Annotated in this window: 16 protein-coding genes; 12 read left to right on the top strand and 4 right to left on the bottom strand. The window is 71.8% G+C overall.

Features of this window, described 5'->3' with window-relative positions; translation table 11 throughout:
- Nucleotides 1-78: 78 nt before the first annotated feature.
- The 9 genes from argC to ADY59_RS33850 are packed head-to-tail and all read left to right on the top strand — an operon-like array spanning nt 79 to nt 9,160.
- Entirely contained in the window at nt 79-1,101 is a 1,023-nt protein-coding gene (gene argC / locus ADY59_RS33810) for an N-acetyl-gamma-glutamyl-phosphate reductase (protein ID WP_049571012.1), read from the top strand.
- Nucleotides 1,098-2,249, top strand: a complete 1,152-nt coding sequence (argJ, locus tag ADY59_RS33815; RefSeq protein ID WP_049571016.1) for a bifunctional glutamate N-acetyltransferase/amino-acid acetyltransferase ArgJ — start codon at nt 1,098-1,100, stop codon at nt 2,247-2,249. The genes argC and argJ overlap by 4 nt, the downstream gene beginning before the upstream one ends.
- Nucleotides 2,246-3,121, top strand: coding sequence for an acetylglutamate kinase (gene argB, locus ADY59_RS33820; protein WP_049571019.1), 876 nt, complete (start codon nt 2,246-2,248; stop codon nt 3,119-3,121). The genes argJ and argB overlap by 4 nt, the downstream gene beginning before the upstream one ends.
- Nucleotides 3,118-4,284, top strand: coding sequence for an acetylornithine transaminase (locus ADY59_RS33825; RefSeq protein ID WP_049571022.1), 1,167 nt, complete (start codon nt 3,118-3,120; stop codon nt 4,282-4,284). The genes argB and ADY59_RS33825 overlap by 4 nt, the downstream gene beginning before the upstream one ends.
- The gene (argF, locus tag ADY59_RS33830; protein ID WP_231619019.1) at nt 4,281-5,228 is read left to right on the top strand and encodes an ornithine carbamoyltransferase; all 948 of its coding nucleotides are present in this window, start codon (nt 4,281-4,283) and stop codon (nt 5,226-5,228) included. Before ADY59_RS33825 ends, argF begins: the two co-directional genes overlap by 4 nt.
- Nucleotides 5,225-5,743, top strand: a complete 519-nt coding sequence (locus tag ADY59_RS33835) for an arginine repressor (RefSeq protein ID WP_156325894.1) — start codon at nt 5,225-5,227, stop codon at nt 5,741-5,743. The genes argF and ADY59_RS33835 overlap by 4 nt, the downstream gene beginning before the upstream one ends.
- Nucleotides 5,744-5,757: 14 nt before the next feature.
- Nucleotides 5,758-6,957 carry an argininosuccinate synthase gene (locus ADY59_RS33840; RefSeq protein ID WP_049571027.1) on the top strand — a complete coding sequence of 400 codons (1,200 nt, stop codon included), beginning with the start codon at nt 5,758-5,760 and terminating at the stop codon, nt 6,955-6,957.
- Nucleotides 6,958-7,001: 44 nt separating this feature from the next.
- A complete protein-coding gene (gene argH, locus ADY59_RS33845; protein ID WP_156325895.1) occupies nt 7,002-8,426 on the top strand; it encodes an argininosuccinate lyase in 1,425 nt (474 codons plus the stop codon).
- Nucleotides 8,427-8,431: 5 nt separating this feature from the next.
- Nucleotides 8,432-9,160 (top strand): DNA-3-methyladenine glycosylase, encoded by a 729-nt coding sequence (locus ADY59_RS33850; RefSeq protein ID WP_231619020.1) that lies wholly within the window; start codon nt 8,432-8,434, stop codon nt 9,158-9,160.
- Here the strand turns inward: ADY59_RS33850 and ADY59_RS33855 are convergent.
- On the bottom strand, nt 9,100-9,501 hold the full coding sequence (locus ADY59_RS33855) for a PH domain-containing protein (protein WP_049571029.1): 402 nt from the start codon (nt 9,499-9,501) through the stop codon (nt 9,100-9,102). The genes ADY59_RS33850 and ADY59_RS33855 overlap by 61 nt on opposite strands.
- Before the next feature lie 84 nt (nt 9,502-9,585).
- Between ADY59_RS33855 and tyrS the strand changes: the two genes are divergently transcribed.
- A complete protein-coding gene (tyrS, locus tag ADY59_RS33860) occupies nt 9,586-10,851 on the top strand; it encodes a tyrosine--tRNA ligase (protein WP_049571032.1) in 1,266 nt (421 codons plus the stop codon).
- 51 nt (nt 10,852-10,902) lie between these two features.
- On the opposite strand, the gene ADY59_RS53530 is transcribed toward tyrS, so the two are convergent.
- The gene (locus ADY59_RS53530) at nt 10,903-12,378 is read right to left on the bottom strand and encodes a glycosyltransferase family 39 protein (RefSeq protein WP_269433662.1); all 1,476 of its coding nucleotides are present in this window, start codon (nt 12,376-12,378) and stop codon (nt 10,903-10,905) included.
- Between the two features lie 31 nt (nt 12,379-12,409).
- Between ADY59_RS53530 and ADY59_RS33870 the strand changes: the two genes are divergently transcribed.
- On the top strand, nt 12,410-13,000 hold the full coding sequence (locus ADY59_RS33870; protein ID WP_049571039.1) for an HAD family hydrolase: 591 nt from the start codon (nt 12,410-12,412) through the stop codon (nt 12,998-13,000).
- On the opposite strand, the gene ADY59_RS33875 is transcribed toward ADY59_RS33870, so the two are convergent.
- Nucleotides 12,994-13,377 carry a PPOX class F420-dependent oxidoreductase gene (locus ADY59_RS33875; protein ID WP_049571041.1) on the bottom strand — a complete coding sequence of 128 codons (384 nt, stop codon included), beginning with the start codon at nt 13,375-13,377 and terminating at the stop codon, nt 12,994-12,996. The genes ADY59_RS33870 and ADY59_RS33875 overlap by 7 nt on opposite strands.
- 88 nt (nt 13,378-13,465) lie before the next feature.
- On the opposite strand from ADY59_RS33875, the gene ADY59_RS33880 reads away from it, so the two are divergent.
- The gene (locus ADY59_RS33880) at nt 13,466-13,912 is read left to right on the top strand and encodes a MarR family winged helix-turn-helix transcriptional regulator (protein ID WP_197093981.1); all 447 of its coding nucleotides are present in this window, start codon (nt 13,466-13,468) and stop codon (nt 13,910-13,912) included.
- 252 nt (nt 13,913-14,164) lie between these two features.
- Here ADY59_RS33880 and ADY59_RS52885 read toward each other — a convergent pair.
- Nucleotides 14,165-14,371: hypothetical protein (locus ADY59_RS52885; protein WP_231619021.1), on the bottom strand; the 207-nt coding region annotated here is incomplete at its 5' end.

Here is a 14,371-nt window from a genome sequence, read left to right on the forward strand (position 1 = left end):
TGCATGTTCATCATCGGGAGTACATAGTCTTTACAAGCAAATCTATGAGCTAGGATGCATGAATATGCAGGAGGTCAGATGAGAGCCGCGGTCGCCGGAGCCAGCGGTTACGCGGGCGGCGAGCTGCTCCGCCTGCTGCTCGGCCACCCCGAGCTGGAGATCGGCGCACTCACCGCGGCCTCCAGCGCGGGCAGTTCGCTCGGCTCCCACCAGCCCCACCTGCCGCAACTGGCCGGTCGCGTCATCCAGGAGACCACCGCCGAGACCCTCGCCGGGCACGACGTGGTCTTCCTCGCCCTGCCGCACGGCCACTCGGCCGCCGTGGCCGCCCAGCTCGGCCGCGACACGCTCGTCGTCGACTGCGGCGCCGACCACCGCCTCGCCGACCCCGCCGCCTGGCAGGAGTTCTACGGCGGCGAGCACGCCGGCACCTGGCCGTACGGCCTGCCGGAGCTGCCGGGCCAGCGCGAGGTCCTCAGAGGCGCCCGCCGCGTCGCCGTCCCCGGCTGCTACCCGACCTCCGTCCTGCTCGCGCTGACGCCCGCGTTCGCCGCCGGGCTCGCCGAGCCGGACGTGGTGGTCGTGGCCGCCACCGGCACCAGCGGCGCCGGCAAGTCGCTCAAGCCCCACCTGCTCGGCAGCGAGGTCATGGGCTCGGTCAGCGCCTACGGCGTCGGCGGCGTCCACCGCCACACCCCCGAGATGGAACAGGGCCTCGGCGCCGCCGCCGGCGCGCCGGTGCGGGTCTCGTTCACGCCGACGCTCGCCCCGATGAGCCGCGGCATCCTGGCCACCTGCACGGCTCCCGCCCGGCCCGGCGTCACCCGCGAGTCGCTCAGGGCGGTCTACGAGGCGGCCTGCAAGGCCGAGCCGTTCGTGCACCTGCTCCCCGAGGGCACCTGGCCCGCCACCGCGATGACCTACGGCGCCAACACCGCCGCCCTGCAGGTGACGCTCGACGAGCGCGCCGGGCGCGTGATCGCCGTCATCGCCATCGACAACCTGACCAAGGGCACGGCCGGAGGCGCGATCCAGAGCGCCAACCTCGCCCTCGGCCTCCCGGAAGAGCTCGGCCTTCCCACGACAGGAGTTGCTCCATGAGCGTGACCGCCCCCCTCGGCTTCAGGGCCGCGGGAATCGCCGCCGGCATCAAGGCCGGCGGCGCCCGCGACCTGGCCCTCGTCGTCAACGACGGGCCGAGCCGTGCCGCCGCCGGCGTCTTCACGGCCAACCGCGTGAAAGCCGCCCCGGTGCTCTGGTCGCAGCAGGTGCTGCGCGGCGGGCGGCTGCGCGCGGTCGTGCTCAACTCCGGCGGCGCCAACGCGTGCACCGGCCCGGAGGGCTTCCAGGACACCCACGCCACCGCCGAGAAGGCCGCCGCCGCGCTGGACGACTCCGCGGGCGAGATCGCGGTCTGCTCGACCGGCCTGATCGGCGAGCGGCTGCCGATGGACGCGCTGCTGCCGGGCGTCGAGCTGGCCGCCTCCCAGCTCTCCCGCGACGGCGGCCTGGCCGCCGCCGACGCCATCCGCACCACCGACACCGTCTCCAAGATCTCCTTCAAGCGCGGCGACGGCTACATGGTGGGCGGCATGGCCAAGGGCGCCGGCATGCTCGCCCCCGGCCTGGCCACCATGCTCTGCGTCATCACCACCGACGCCGACCTGACCGCCGAGCAGCTCGACACCGTGCTGCGCCGCGCCACGTCCCGCACCTTCGACCGGCTCGACACCGACGGCTGCATGTCGACCAACGACACGGTCCTGCTGCTGTCCAGCGGGGCCGCCGGCACCAAGCCCGACCTGCGGGAGTTCGAGCAGAAGGTCACCGAGGTCTGCGCCGACCTCGCCAGGCAGCTCCTCGTCGACGCCGAGGGCGCCTCCAAGGCCATCGCCATCGAGGTCATCGGCGCCGCCTCCGAGGCCGACGCCGTCACGGTCGGCCGCGCGGTCTCCCGCTCCAACCTGCTCAAGTGCGCCATCCACGGCGAGGACCCCAACTGGGGCCGGGTGCTGGCCGCCGTCGGCACCACCGACGCCGTCTTCGAGCCCGACCGGCTCAACGTGGCCATCAACGGCATCTGGATCTGCCGCGCCGGCGCCGTCGGCGACGACCGCGCCAAGGTCGACATGCGTCCCCGCGACGTGACGATCACCGTGGACCTGTCGGCGGGACCGCACACGGCCACCGTCCACACCACGGACCTGACGGCCGACTACGTCCACGAGAACTCGGCGTACTCCTCATGAGGGCCGGCTCCGCACAGGCGAAGGCCGGCACCCTCATCGAGGCGCTGCCCTGGCTGACCCGCTTCCACGGCGCCACCGTCGTCATCAAGTACGGCGGCAACGCCATGACCGACGAGTCGCTGAAGGAGTCGTTCGCCGAGGACGTCGTCTTCCTGCGCTACGCCGGGCTGCGCCCGGTCGTCGTGCACGGCGGCGGCCCGCAGATCAGCGAGCACCTCGACCGGCTGGGCATCGAGTCCACGTTCACCGCCGGGCTGCGCGTCACCACCCCCGAGGCCATGCAGGTCGTCCGGATGGTCCTGGTCGGGCAGGTCGGCCGCGACATCGTCGGCCTGGTCAACCAGCACGGCCCGTTCGCCGTCGGCCTGTCGGGCGAGGACGCCCACCTGTTCACCGCCGAGCGCAAGAGCGCCATCGTCGACGGCAGCCCCGTCGACATCGGCCAGGTCGGCGAGATCGTCCAGGTCGACGCCGGGGCCGTGCGCGCGCTGCTCGCCGACGGCCGCATCCCGGTCGTCTCCAGCGTGGCCCGCGGCGACGGCGGGGAGATCTACAACGTGAACGCCGACACCGCCGCCGCCGCGCTCGCCGTGGCGCTGGAGGCCGACAAGCTCGTCGTCCTCACCGACGTCGAGGGCCTGTACGCCAACTGGCCCGACGAGTCGGAGGTGATCAGCCAGCTCGACGCCGCCGAGCTGGCGGAACTCATGCCGACGCTGTCGAGCGGCATGGTGCCCAAGATGGAGGCGTGCCTGACCGCGGTCAAGGGCGGCGTGCCCCAGGCCCACGTGCTCGACGGCCGTCAGCCCCACGCCCTGCTGCTGGAAATCTTCACCAACGAAGGAATCGGAACGATGGTGGTGCCCTCATGAGCCTCTACGACAGGTTCGAGCAGGCCTTCATGCCCAACTACGGAGTCCCCCCGATCGCGCTGGCGCGCGGCGAGGGCACCCGCGTCTGGGACGTCGACGGCCGGGCCTACCTCGACTTCATCGGCGGCATCGCCGTCACCTCGCTCGGCCACGCGCACCCGGCGCTGGTCGAGGCCGTCTCCACCCAGGTGGCCACGCTCGCCCACACCAGCAACCTGTTCCTGCACGAGCCCGAGGTGCTGCTCGCCGAGAAGCTGCTGGAGCTGCTCAAGGTCCCCGGCCGCGTCTTCTTCGCCAACTCCGGCACCGAGGCCAACGAGGCCGCGCTCAAGCTCGCCATCAAGTACGGCAAGCGCCACGGCCGCACCTACTTCGTCGCCGCCGAGAACGGCTTCCACGGCCGCACCATCGGCGCCCTGGCGCTGACCGGCAAGAAGGCGATCCGCGACCAGTTCGGCCCGTTCCCGGTAGACGTCCGCTTCGTCCCCTACGGCGATGCCGACGCGCTGAAGGAGGCCGTGACCGGCGAGTGCGCCGCCGTCTTCCTGGAGCCCACGCAGGGCGAGGCGGGCGTGGTCCCGCCGCCCGACGGCTATCTGGCGGCCGCCCGCGAGATCTGCGACGCCTCCGGCGCGCTGCTGGTGGCCGACGAGATCCAGTCGGCGATCGGCCGCACCGGCCACTGGTTCGCCCACCAGGCCGACGGCGTCACGCCCGACATCCTCACGCTGGCCAAGGGCCTGGGCGGCGGCCTGCCGATCGGCGCGTGCGTCGGCTTCGGCGACGCGGGCACGCTCTTCGACAAGGGCGACCACGGCTCGACGTTCGGCGGCAACCCGGTCTCGTGCGCCGCCGCGCTGGCCGTGCTCGCCAACGTCGACCTCGGCCACGTGCGCACGGTCGCCGCGCGGTTGCGCGAGGGCCTGGAGGCGATCGGCCATCCGCTGCTGAAGGGGGTGCGCGGGCGCGGCCTGTGGCTGGGGGCCGTCCTCGCCGAGCCGCGCTCGGCACAGGTCCAGAAGGCCGCCGCCGACGCGGGCTTCCTGGTCAACGCCCTGCAGCCCGACGCCGTACGGATCGCGCCCCCGCTGGTCGTGACCGCGCAGGAGATCGACGCCTTCGTGGGCGCGTTCCCGCAGATTCTCACGGAGGCCGCGAAGTGACGCTGAACAGCGCGGACCCGGCGCACATCAGGCACTTCCTCGCGGACGACGACCTCACCCCGGGGGAGCAGGCCGAAGTCCTCGACCTCGCCGCGGCGATGAAAAAGGACCGCTTCGGCTACCGCCCCTTCGAGGGGCCCAAGACGGTCGCCGTGCTGTTCGACAAGCCGTCCGCGCGCACCCGCGTGTCCTTCCACGCCGGCATCGGCGAGCTCGGCGGGCTGCCCCTGATCGTCGACGGCGTCTCCACGCTCATGGGGCGCGGCGAGCCGACCGAGGACATCGCCCGCGTGCTCGGCAGGCAGGTGGCCGCGATCGTCTGGCGCACCACCGGCCAGGAGCTGATCGAGACCATGGCCGCCCACGCGGGAGTGCCCGTCGTCAACGCGCTCACCGACGACTACCACCCCTGCCAGATCCTCGCCGACCTGCAGACGGTGCGTGAGCGGTTCGGCCGGACCGCCGGGCTGACCCTCGCCTACGCCGGCGACGGCGCCAACAACATGGCCCACTCCTACCTGCTCGGCGGCGCCACCGCCGGGATGCACGTGCGCGTCGCGGCCCCGCCCGGCTACCAGCCCGACGCCGCCGTCGTCGACCGCGCCGCCGCCGTCGCCGCCCGGACCGGCGGCTCGGTGGCCGCGCTGACCGACCCGGCCGCCGCCGTCCAGGGGGCGCACGTGGTCGCCGCCGACACCTGGGTGTCGATGGGCCAGGACGGCAAGGAACAGCGCGTCGCCGACCTCATGCCCTACCAGATCAACGACGAGCTGCTGGCCCACGCCGACGGCGACGCGATCGTGCTGCACTGCCTGCCCGCCTACCGGGGCTACGAGATCACCGCCGAGGTGCTCGACGGCCCCCGCAGCGCCGTCTGGGACCAGGCCGAGAACCGGCTGCACGCGCAGAAGGCCCTGCTGCACTGGCTGGTGAGCCGGACATGACCATCCCGATGACCAAGGCGGGGCGCCAGGCCAAGATCACCGACCTGTTGCAGCGGCAGCCCGTGCGCTCCCAGCCCGAGCTCGCCAAGCTGCTCGCCGAGAGCGGCGTCGAGGTCACCCAGGCCACGCTCTCACGCGACCTCGACGAACTCGGCGCGCTCAAGCTGCGCGCCGAGGACGGCTCCCTGGTCTACGCGCTGCCCGGCGAGGGCGGCGGCCGCATCCCGCTCGCCCGCCTCGGCACCGGTGAGTCCCCGGCCGCCCGGCTGCACCGCATCGCCGAGGAGCTGCTGGTCAGCGCCGAGGCGTCGGCCAACCTGATCCTCGTCAGGACACCGCCGGGCGCCGCCCAGTTCCTCGCCTCCGCCATCGACCACGCCGACTGGGAGTCCATCCTCGGCACCGTCGCGGGAGACGACACGATCCTGGTCATCAGCCGCGACCCGCTCGGCGGGCAGGCCGTGGCCGAGGCGCTGCTGAAGACGGCCGACCGGCGCACCCAGCACGCCGAGTAAATGGAGATCACCACATGACGGAAAGAGTAGTTCTGGCGTTCTCGGGAGGTCTCGACACGTCCGTCGCCATCCCGTTCCTCGCCGAGAAGATGAACGCCGAGGTCGTCGCCGTCGCGGTCGACCTGGGCCAGGGCGGCGAGGACATGGACGCCATCCAGAAGCGCGCCATCGACTGCGGCGCCGTCGAGTCCGTGGTCGTCGACGCCAAGGAGGAGTTCGCGGCCGACTTCTGCGTCCCCGCCCTCCAGGCCAACGCCCTCTACATGGACCGCTACCCACTGCTGTCGTCGCTGTCGCGCCCGCTCATCGTCAAGCACCTGGTCAGCGCGGCCAAACGGTTCGGCGGCACGATCGTCTCGCACGGCTGCACGGGCAAGGGCAACGACCAGGTCCGCTTCGAGGCCGGCCTGGCCGCCCTCGCGCCGGACCTCAAGGTCGTCGCCCCGGCCCGCGACTTCGCCTGGACGCGCGACAAGGCGATCGAGTTCGCCGAGCAGAAGGGCCTGCCGATCGAGACCACCAGGAAGAACCCGTTCTCCATCGACCAGAACCTGTGGGGCCGCGCCGTCGAGACCGGCTTCCTGGAGGACATCTGGAACGGCCCCACCGAGGACGTCTACGCCTACACCGCCGACCCGGCCGCCCCCCGCGAACCCGACGAGGTCGTCATCACCTTCGAGCGCGGCGTCCCGGTCAAACTCGACGGCCGCGCGCTGACCCCGTACGAGATCATCGGCGAGCTGAACCGGCGCGCCGGCGCGCAGGGCGTCGGCCGCATCGACATGGTCGAGGACCGGCTGGTCGGCATCAAGTCGCGCGAGGTGTACGAGGCGCCGGGCGCTATCGCGCTCGTCACCGCGCACATGGAGCTGGAGAACGTCACCGTCGAGCGCGACCTGGCCCGCTTCAAGCGCGGCGTCGACCAGCGGTGGAGCGAGCTCGTCTACGACGGCCTGTGGTTCTCGCCGCTGAAGGGCGCGCTCGACGCGCTCATCGCCGAGGCCCAGAAGCACGTCTCCGGCGACATCCGCATGACGCTGCACGCCGGGAAGGCCACCGTGACCGGCCGCCGCTCGGGGCAGTCGCTGTACGACTTCTCCCTGGCCACCTACGACACCGGCGACACCTTCGACCAGTCGCTGGCCAAGGGGTTCGTCCAGCTGTTCAGCCTGCCTTCCAAGATCGCCGCGGCCCGCGACGCGAAGAACGGCTGACGTGCACTATGGTCGCGGAGACGGTGGCAGGACAGTTTGAGGAGATGACGGTGAGTGATGGCAAGCCGATGCGGCTGTGGGGCGGGCGTTTCGAGGGAGGCCCGTCCGACGCGCTGACCCGGCTGTCGGTGAGCGTGCACTTCGACTGGCGGCTGGTGCCGTACGACCTGGCGGCGTCCAGGGCGCACGCCCGCGTGCTGCACAGGGCGGGCCTGCTCAGCGCGGACGAGCTCGACCGCATGATCGGCGCGCTCGACGACCTGGAGCGCGCCTGCAAGGCGGGGGAGTTCCGGCCGACGGTCGCCGACGAGGACGTGCACACCGCCCTGGAGCGCGGCCTGCTGGAGCGGCTCGGCTCGCTCGGGGGCAAGCTGCGCGCCGGCCGCAGCCGCAACGACCAGATCGCCACCGAACTGCGCCTCTACCTGCGCGACCACGCCCGCACGATCGTCTCACGCCTGGTCGAGCTGGAGACGGCGCTGATGGCGCAGGCCGAGCAGCACGCCGAGACGGCCGCGCCCGGCATGACGCACCTGCAGCACGCCCAGCCGGTCTCCTTCGGCCACCAGCTGCTGGCGCACGTGCACGCCTTCGCCCGCGACGTCGACCGGCTGCGCGACTGGGACAAGCGCGCCGCCGTCTCGCCGCTCGGCGCCGGCGCGCTGGCCGGGTCGTCGCTGCCGCTCGACCCGCAGGCCGTCGCCCAGGAGCTCGGTTTCGACTCGGCGGCGACCAACTCGATGGACGCCGTCGCCGACCGTGACTTCGCCGCCGAGTTCCTGTTCGCCGCGGCGATGATCGGCACCCACCTGTCGCGGCTCGGCGAGGAGATCGTGCTCTGGGCCTCGCAGGAGTTCCGCTGGATCGAGATGGACGACGCCTACTCCACCGGCTCGTCGATCATGCCGCAGAAGAAGAACCCCGACGTGGCCGAGCTGGCCCGCGGCAAGTCCGGCAGGCTCATCGGCAACCTGATGGCGTTGCTGACGACGCTCAAGGGGCTGCCGCTGACCTACAACCGCGACCTGCAGGAGGACAAGGAGCCGGTGTTCGACTCGGTCGACACGCTGCTGCTCGTCCTGCCCGCGATGGCCGGCCTGGTCGCCACCATGCGCGTCAACACCGCCCGCATGGAGGCGTCGGCGCCCGACGGGTTCGCGCTCGCCACCGACCTGGCCGAGCTGCTCGTGCGGCGCGGCGTGCCGTTCCGCGAGGCGCACGAGGCCGTCGGCCATCTGGTCGTGTGGTGCCAGGTCAACGACAAGGACCTCGGCGACCCGACCGATGACGAGCTGGCCAAGGTGTCGCCGCACCTGACGCCCGACGTGCGCGACGTGCTCAACGTGCCCGGCGCGCTGGCCGCCCGCAAGACCCACGGAGGCACCGCCCCCGACCGCGTCCGCGACCAGCTCGTGTCGCTGCGCGAGTCGGTCGACGCCCAGGCGGCGTGGGCGGCGGGCGCGTCCTGAGTTCTGTGCCGTCCTTCGAGCCGCTGCCGCGCGGCTTCTTCGACCGGCCGTCGCACGAGGTCGCGCCCGACCTGCTCGGGCGCGTGCTCGTGCACGGCGGCGCGGACGGTTCCGTCGCCGTGCGCCTGACCGAGGTCGAGGCGTACGGCGGCCCCGGCGAGGATCCGGCCGCCCACACCTACCGGGGCAGGACCCCGCGCAACGCCGTGATGTTCGGACCGCCGGGACACCTGTACGTGTACTTCACGTACGGGATGCACTTCTGCGCCAACCTGGTCTGCCTGCCCGAGGAGCACGGCTCCGCGGTGCTGCTGCGGGCCGGTGAGGTGGTGGCGGGCATCGACCTGGCACGAGAGCGGCGCTCGAACGGGACGAACCGGCCCGCCGACCGCGACCTCGCCCGCGGCCCGGCCCGGCTGGCCGTGACGCTCGGGCTGCGGCGTGAGCACAACGGGCTGGACGCGATCTGGGACGGCCCGGCCGGCGCCGTCCCCGGCGAACCGCACGGGGGGCGGCTGAGCGGATGGCCCGCCGGATCGGCGGCCGTGCTCGCGGGCCGTCCGCCCGGCCGCTCCGCGATCCGCTCAGGCCCCCGGACCGGGATCTCGACGGCCAAGGAGACGCCGTGGCGGTTCTGGATCGAGGCCGACCCGACCGTCTCGCCGTACCGCGCTCACGTGCCCCGGCGGCGCAGCGCCGCGGCCACCTCGGTGGGCGATGCGCCGAGTTCGTGAGGGCTGAAGATGTGCAGGTGGTCGCCGGTGTCGATCTCCAGCATCTCGCTGCGCAGCCCGAACCGCGTGCGCACGTCCACCTTGACGTCCTCGACGTCCTCCCACGGCACGTGCCGTCTGCCGGCGAAGCCGTGCACCACGGTGATGCCGCTCTCGTCGGCCTCCAGCCGCACCGGGACCAGCACGTCGCGCAGGCCCATCGCGCCCACGAGCAAGGCGGCGGGCACGGCGAGGATCACCCCGCGCAGATCATCGCCGAGATACCAGAAGACGGCGAGCCCGGCGCACGCCAGAGCCCCTAAGATCTTGAAAACGGCCAGCTCGCGACGGACCCTCCACATGGGGACCGAGACTATCCAAGTAGCGGTCGCTCCACGCGATCGGGCACGCTGTATCCACTCAACACCTACCGGAAAGCCAGCACCGTGACCGACATTCTCGACGACCTCGCCTGGCGGGGTCTGATCGCGCAGTCAACCGACCTCGACGCCCTGCGCGCGTCCATGGCCAAGGGGCCGATCACGGTCTATGCCGGCTTCGACCCGACCGCCGCGTCCCTGCACGTCGGTCACTTCGTGCCGTTGCTCACGCTGCGGCGCTTCCAGCTCGCCGGCCACCGGCCGATCGGGCTGGTCGGCGGCGCCACCGGGCTGATCGGCGACCCGAGCGGCCGCAACACCGAGCGCTCGCTCAACTCCGGCGACGTCGTGGCCCAGTGGGTGGAGCGGTTGCGCGGCCAGGTGGGACGGTTCCTCGACTTCGGCGACGTGCCCAACGCCGCCCTCATGGTGAGCAACCTCGACTGGACCGGCGAGCTGTCGGCCATCGACTTCCTGCGCGACATCGGCAAGCACTTCCCGGTCAACCGGATGCTCGCCCGTGAGTCGGTCTCGGCCCGGCTGGCCGGCGAGGGGCTGAGCTACACGGAGTTCAGCTACCAGATCCTGCAGTCCAACGACTACCTGGAGCTCTTCCGGCGCTACGCCTGCACGCTGCAGATCGGCGGCAGCGACCAGTGGGGCAACATCACCGCGGGCGCCGACCTGGTGCGCCGCATCGAGGGCGCGCACGTGCACGCGCTCACCCTGCCGCTCATCACCAAGGCCGACGGCACCAAGTTCGGCAAGACGGCGGGCGGTGCCCTCTGGCTCGACCCGGAGATGACCTCCCCGTACGCCTTCTACCAGTACTTCCTCAACTCCGACGACCGTGACGTGATCCACTACCTGAAGGTGTTCACGTTCCGGAGCCGCGAGGAGATCGAAGACCTGGAGAAGGCGGTCGCCGAGCGGCCCTTCGCCCGGGAGGCGCAGCGCACGCTGGCCGAGGAGCTCACCGAGATGCTCCACGGCGAGCAGGAGCTGAAGGCCGTGGTCGCCGCGTCCAAGGCGCTGTTCGGCCAGGGCGCCCTGGAGGAGCTGCCGGCCTCGACCCTGGGCGCCGCGCTGGCCGAGGTGCCGAAGGCCGTCGTGCCCGCGCTCGGCGCGACGCTGGTGGACCTGCTGGCCGACAGCGGCCTGGTGGAGTCCAAGTCGGCTGCGCGGCGCGCGGTCAAGGAGGGCGGCGCCTACCTCAACAACGTCAAGATCACCGACGAGGGCTACACCCCGTCGGCCGATGACCTGCTGCACGGGCGCTACCTGGTGCTGCGGCGCGGCAAGAAGTCGATCGGCGGCGTCGAGGTCGGCTGACGGCTCACCCGCGGGCGGGCTCTCCCTCAGGGGAGGCCCGCCCCGGTCGTGTCAAGGGGCGGTGTAGAGCGCGACCGTCAGGCCGGGAAGGTCCGCGGAGTGCCAGGCCGACTCCTGCTCGTACCCGGCGGCGCGCACCGCCTTGACCCGGGGCAGGCGGGCGCCGCTCGACTTGGCGCCGCGCCACACGACCCACACCCGGTCGCGGCCGGTCAGCGCCCCGGCGACGTCGCCGCGTTCCGGGAAGCCGAACCCGTCCGGGTCAGGCGCGGTGCCGATCCTGAGCACGTCGTCCGGTAGCGAGCCGCCGCCGTAGTAGTCGAACCCGGCCCTGACCGAACTCTGGCCGTACACGATCGCGTCGCCCGGCCGCGCGTCCATCCTGCGCAACGCCCAGGGGACGTCCTCGAAACGCCCGTTCGGCTCGCGGACCTCGATGTGCTGGGCGACCCCCGCCGCCGCCGCGACGACCACCAGCGCGCAGCACGCCGCCACGGCCGCCCTCGGCACGCTCGCCGCCGCCAGCGCGGCCAGCAACGCCAGCGCCGGTGCGGTGACGAACAGGTAGCGGTCCACGTACACAGGAGTCACCAGATGGGAGACCGCGAGCAGCAGCAGCGCGGGCAGGATCAGCCACCCGAGCAGCGCCGCCGCCCACGCCCGGCGCCCGCCCCCGGCTCCGGCACGGAGACTCCGCGCCGACCACAGCAGCGCCGCGCCCGCCAGCGCCACCGCGAACAGCGGCAGCCCTGCCTCGGCCGCCCCCGCCGCCATCTTCGGGAACTTCAGCAGCACCTCGGGACCCCGCTGCGGGATCCAGCTGATGGCGTGCCGCTCGCCGTACCCCACCAGCCCCAGCACCAGGGCCGGCACGCCGCCGGCGGCCAGCGCGGGCAGCATCCGCAGCAGCAGGTCACGCCGGGACAGCAGGGCGACGGCCACCAGGAGCTGCGCGGGCAGGACGAGCACGGCGAACAGGTGCGTGCAGCACACCAGCGCCACACTCGCCCCGTACACCACCCATCGCCTGGCCGCGGGCGTCTCGACCGCCCGGTGCAGCGCCCAGAACGACAGCACCACGGCCGCGGCCGCGAACGAGTAGGACCGGGCGAACGCCCCGTAGTAGGACACCGACGGCAGCACCGCGAAGACCGCCGCCGCCGTCACCCCCGCCGTCGTGCTGTGCAGCCGCCTGCCCAGCGCGACCAGCAGCCCCGCCGCCACCGCGATCGCCAGCGCCGACGGCAGCCGCAGCCACAGCTCGGCCGTCCCCGCCTTGGCCCAGAAGTGCATGAACAGGTAGTAAGGCAGGAAGTGCCCGTCGATGTGCTGCGCCAGCTCCCACAGGCCGGGCAACGACCTGGACGCCGCGCTGATCGTGGCCAGTTCGTCGCCGTTGAGCGTGGCGGCGCCCGTCCCGCTGAACGCGGCAGCTCCCGCCGCCGCGCCCATCAGCCACGGGCTCGCGTGCCCGCGCTTACGGGGTTTCGGAGTGGTGGGCGGGGCTAGTGTGGCGGCACTGGTCACCGGGGCAGGATACGCGCATAAGCTCGAAACCATGCCCGAAGTGATCGTTTTCGATTTGTACGGTGTCATCGCCCGAACCCAGACAGACGAGGCGAAACAACAGCTCGTCGAACTGGCGGGGGTGTCGGCGGAACGCTTCTGGGAGGCGTACTGGGCGTGCCGGCCGCCCTACGACGCCGGGCAGCGGAGCGACCTGTACTGGGCGGCGGTCGCCGAGCGGCTCGGCGCCCGGTTCGCCGACGTGCCGGCGCTGACCGAGGCCGACCTGGAGAGCTGGTGCCACGTCGACGACGAGATGGTGGCCCTCGTGCACGAACTGGCCGACTCTGGGCGCACGCTCGGCCTGCTGTCCAACATCATCGAGGACCTGGTGCCGATCTGGGAGTCGCGGCACGGGGACTGGCTGGGACGCTTCGGCGCGCTCACCTACTCCTGCCGGATCGGCGTGGCCAAGCCCGACCCCCGGGCGTACGAGATCTGCGCCTCGCGGCTCGGCGTCACGCCGGGGGACGTGCTGTTCTTCGACGACAACGAGGCGAACGTGGTGGCGGCCCGGCAGACGGGGATGGCGGCCGAGGTGTTCGTCTCCCCTGAGCAGGTGCGCGCCAGGATCGCCTACTGACTCGTCGTGCGCGTGGGACGCACGACGATCACGACCCTGCGGTCGGCGTCGCCCACCGGCCGCTCGTACGGCAGGCCGTAACGGGTGGCGAGGACGTCGAAGAAGTCGCCGGACGGGTCGGGCTCGATCCGCTCGACCACACCGCGGATCTCCAGATAGCGATACGGCCGGTCGGGGTCGTTGACGGAGACGGCCACCTCCGGATTCTCGGCGACGTTCCGGCACTTGCGGCGGTCCGTGGTGGTGGTGAAGCGGAGGTACTCGCCGTCCCATACCGTCCAGACCGGGTTCACCTGCGGCTTCCCGCCGGGACCGATGGTCGCCAGGTGTGCGAACAGCGGGCGGGTCAGCAGGTCGAGGTGGCTCTCGGGAATCACGTTCGCGTCTCCTTCACGATGGCTGGCGGAGGGACGATATCAAACCTTTGATGACTATCAATGCTCGAAGGCTTGTACGCTTGCCGTCATGGTGGAAATGCCCGCGGAGGAGCGGCTCGGCCTGGACATCAAGCGGGCCGAGCAGGAGCTGATCGCGGCCAAGCAGGTCGCGGTGCGGGCGGCCGGGCTGACGGTCCCGCAGTACGCGGCGCTGTTCGCGCTGGCCGGCAGCCCCGGCATCTCGGGCGCCGCGCTCGCCAGGGCCTGCCTGGTCACCCCGCAGGCGATGACCGTCGTGCTCAAGAACCTGGAGGAGCGCGGCCTGGTCGAACGCACCACGCACCCCTGGCACCGCAACGTGCTGGAGACCCGGCTGACCGAACGCGGGCGCGTGGCGCTGGAGGCGGCCGACGCCCGGGCCGTCACCATCGAGCGCGCGATCGCCGACGAACTCGCCGGCGAGGAGCGGGAAACCCTCCGAGCCCTGCTCACGCGATGCGGCGAGGCGATCCGGCGAGCCTCGGCCGAACTGTAGGCGGCGTGCGATTTGACGTCCGGCGAATCCCGACCTAATGTTTGACCTCGCCCCGGGAGCGAGCCGGACGCCTGCATGGCGGACGGGCCCCAGGGCAGCCCCTTGAGAACGAACCACTCGGTTGAGGCGCTTTCACGCGTCCCGGACGAGTCATCTCGGGCGCCTCTGGATCACCGGAAAATCGGTTGATTCGACAGGCTCTGAATGACACGGTAAGTTAGCAGGGTTGCCCCGGAGACGGGGCGTGCGATCCTAGGCAGGTTGAGCGACTGAAAGCAAATCTCCGGATTTGACAGTCAGTCGGCGGGCCTGATAAGATTGCGGAAGACGAGATAGCGCCTCTCGCAGGACCGGGGAGTATGCGTCCGTTTCTTGAGAACTCAACAGTGTGTTAAAAGCCAGTGCATGAAGTTTTTCATGCAACACCTCGTCAAAGTTTTGACGGAGATTATGTTGCCT

Source organism: Nonomuraea sp. SBT364, assembly GCF_001083785.1.
Lineage (GTDB): Bacteria > Actinomycetota > Actinomycetes > Streptosporangiales > Streptosporangiaceae > Nonomuraea.

What these genes read in the sequence shown, in the direction of transcription:
- argB (WP_049571019.1), top strand. Translation starts at nt 2,246, where the DNA reads ATGAGGGCCGGCTCCGCACAGGCGAAGGCCGGCACCCTCATCGAGGCG.
- argH (WP_156325895.1), top strand. Translation starts at nt 7,002, where the DNA reads ATGACGGTGAGTGATGGCAAGCCGATGCGGCTGTGGGGCGGGCGTTTC.
- ADY59_RS33825 (WP_049571022.1), top strand. Translation starts at nt 3,118, where the DNA reads ATGAGCCTCTACGACAGGTTCGAGCAGGCCTTCATGCCCAACTACGGA.
- argJ (WP_049571016.1), top strand. Translation starts at nt 1,098, where the DNA reads ATGAGCGTGACCGCCCCCCTCGGCTTCAGGGCCGCGGGAATCGCCGCC.
- argC (WP_049571012.1), top strand. Translation starts at nt 79, where the DNA reads ATGAGAGCCGCGGTCGCCGGAGCCAGCGGTTACGCGGGCGGCGAGCTG.
- ADY59_RS33840 (WP_049571027.1), top strand. Translation starts at nt 5,758, where the DNA reads ATGACGGAAAGAGTAGTTCTGGCGTTCTCGGGAGGTCTCGACACGTCC.
- ADY59_RS33870 (WP_049571039.1), top strand. Translation starts at nt 12,410, where the DNA reads ATGCCCGAAGTGATCGTTTTCGATTTGTACGGTGTCATCGCCCGAACC.
- ADY59_RS33835 (WP_156325894.1), top strand. Translation starts at nt 5,225, where the DNA reads ATGACCATCCCGATGACCAAGGCGGGGCGCCAGGCCAAGATCACCGAC.
- ADY59_RS33855 (WP_049571029.1), bottom strand. Translation starts at nt 9,501, where the DNA reads ATGTGGAGGGTCCGTCGCGAGCTGGCCGTTTTCAAGATCTTAGGGGCT.
- ADY59_RS33880 (WP_197093981.1), top strand. Translation starts at nt 13,466, where the DNA reads ATGGTGGAAATGCCCGCGGAGGAGCGGCTCGGCCTGGACATCAAGCGG.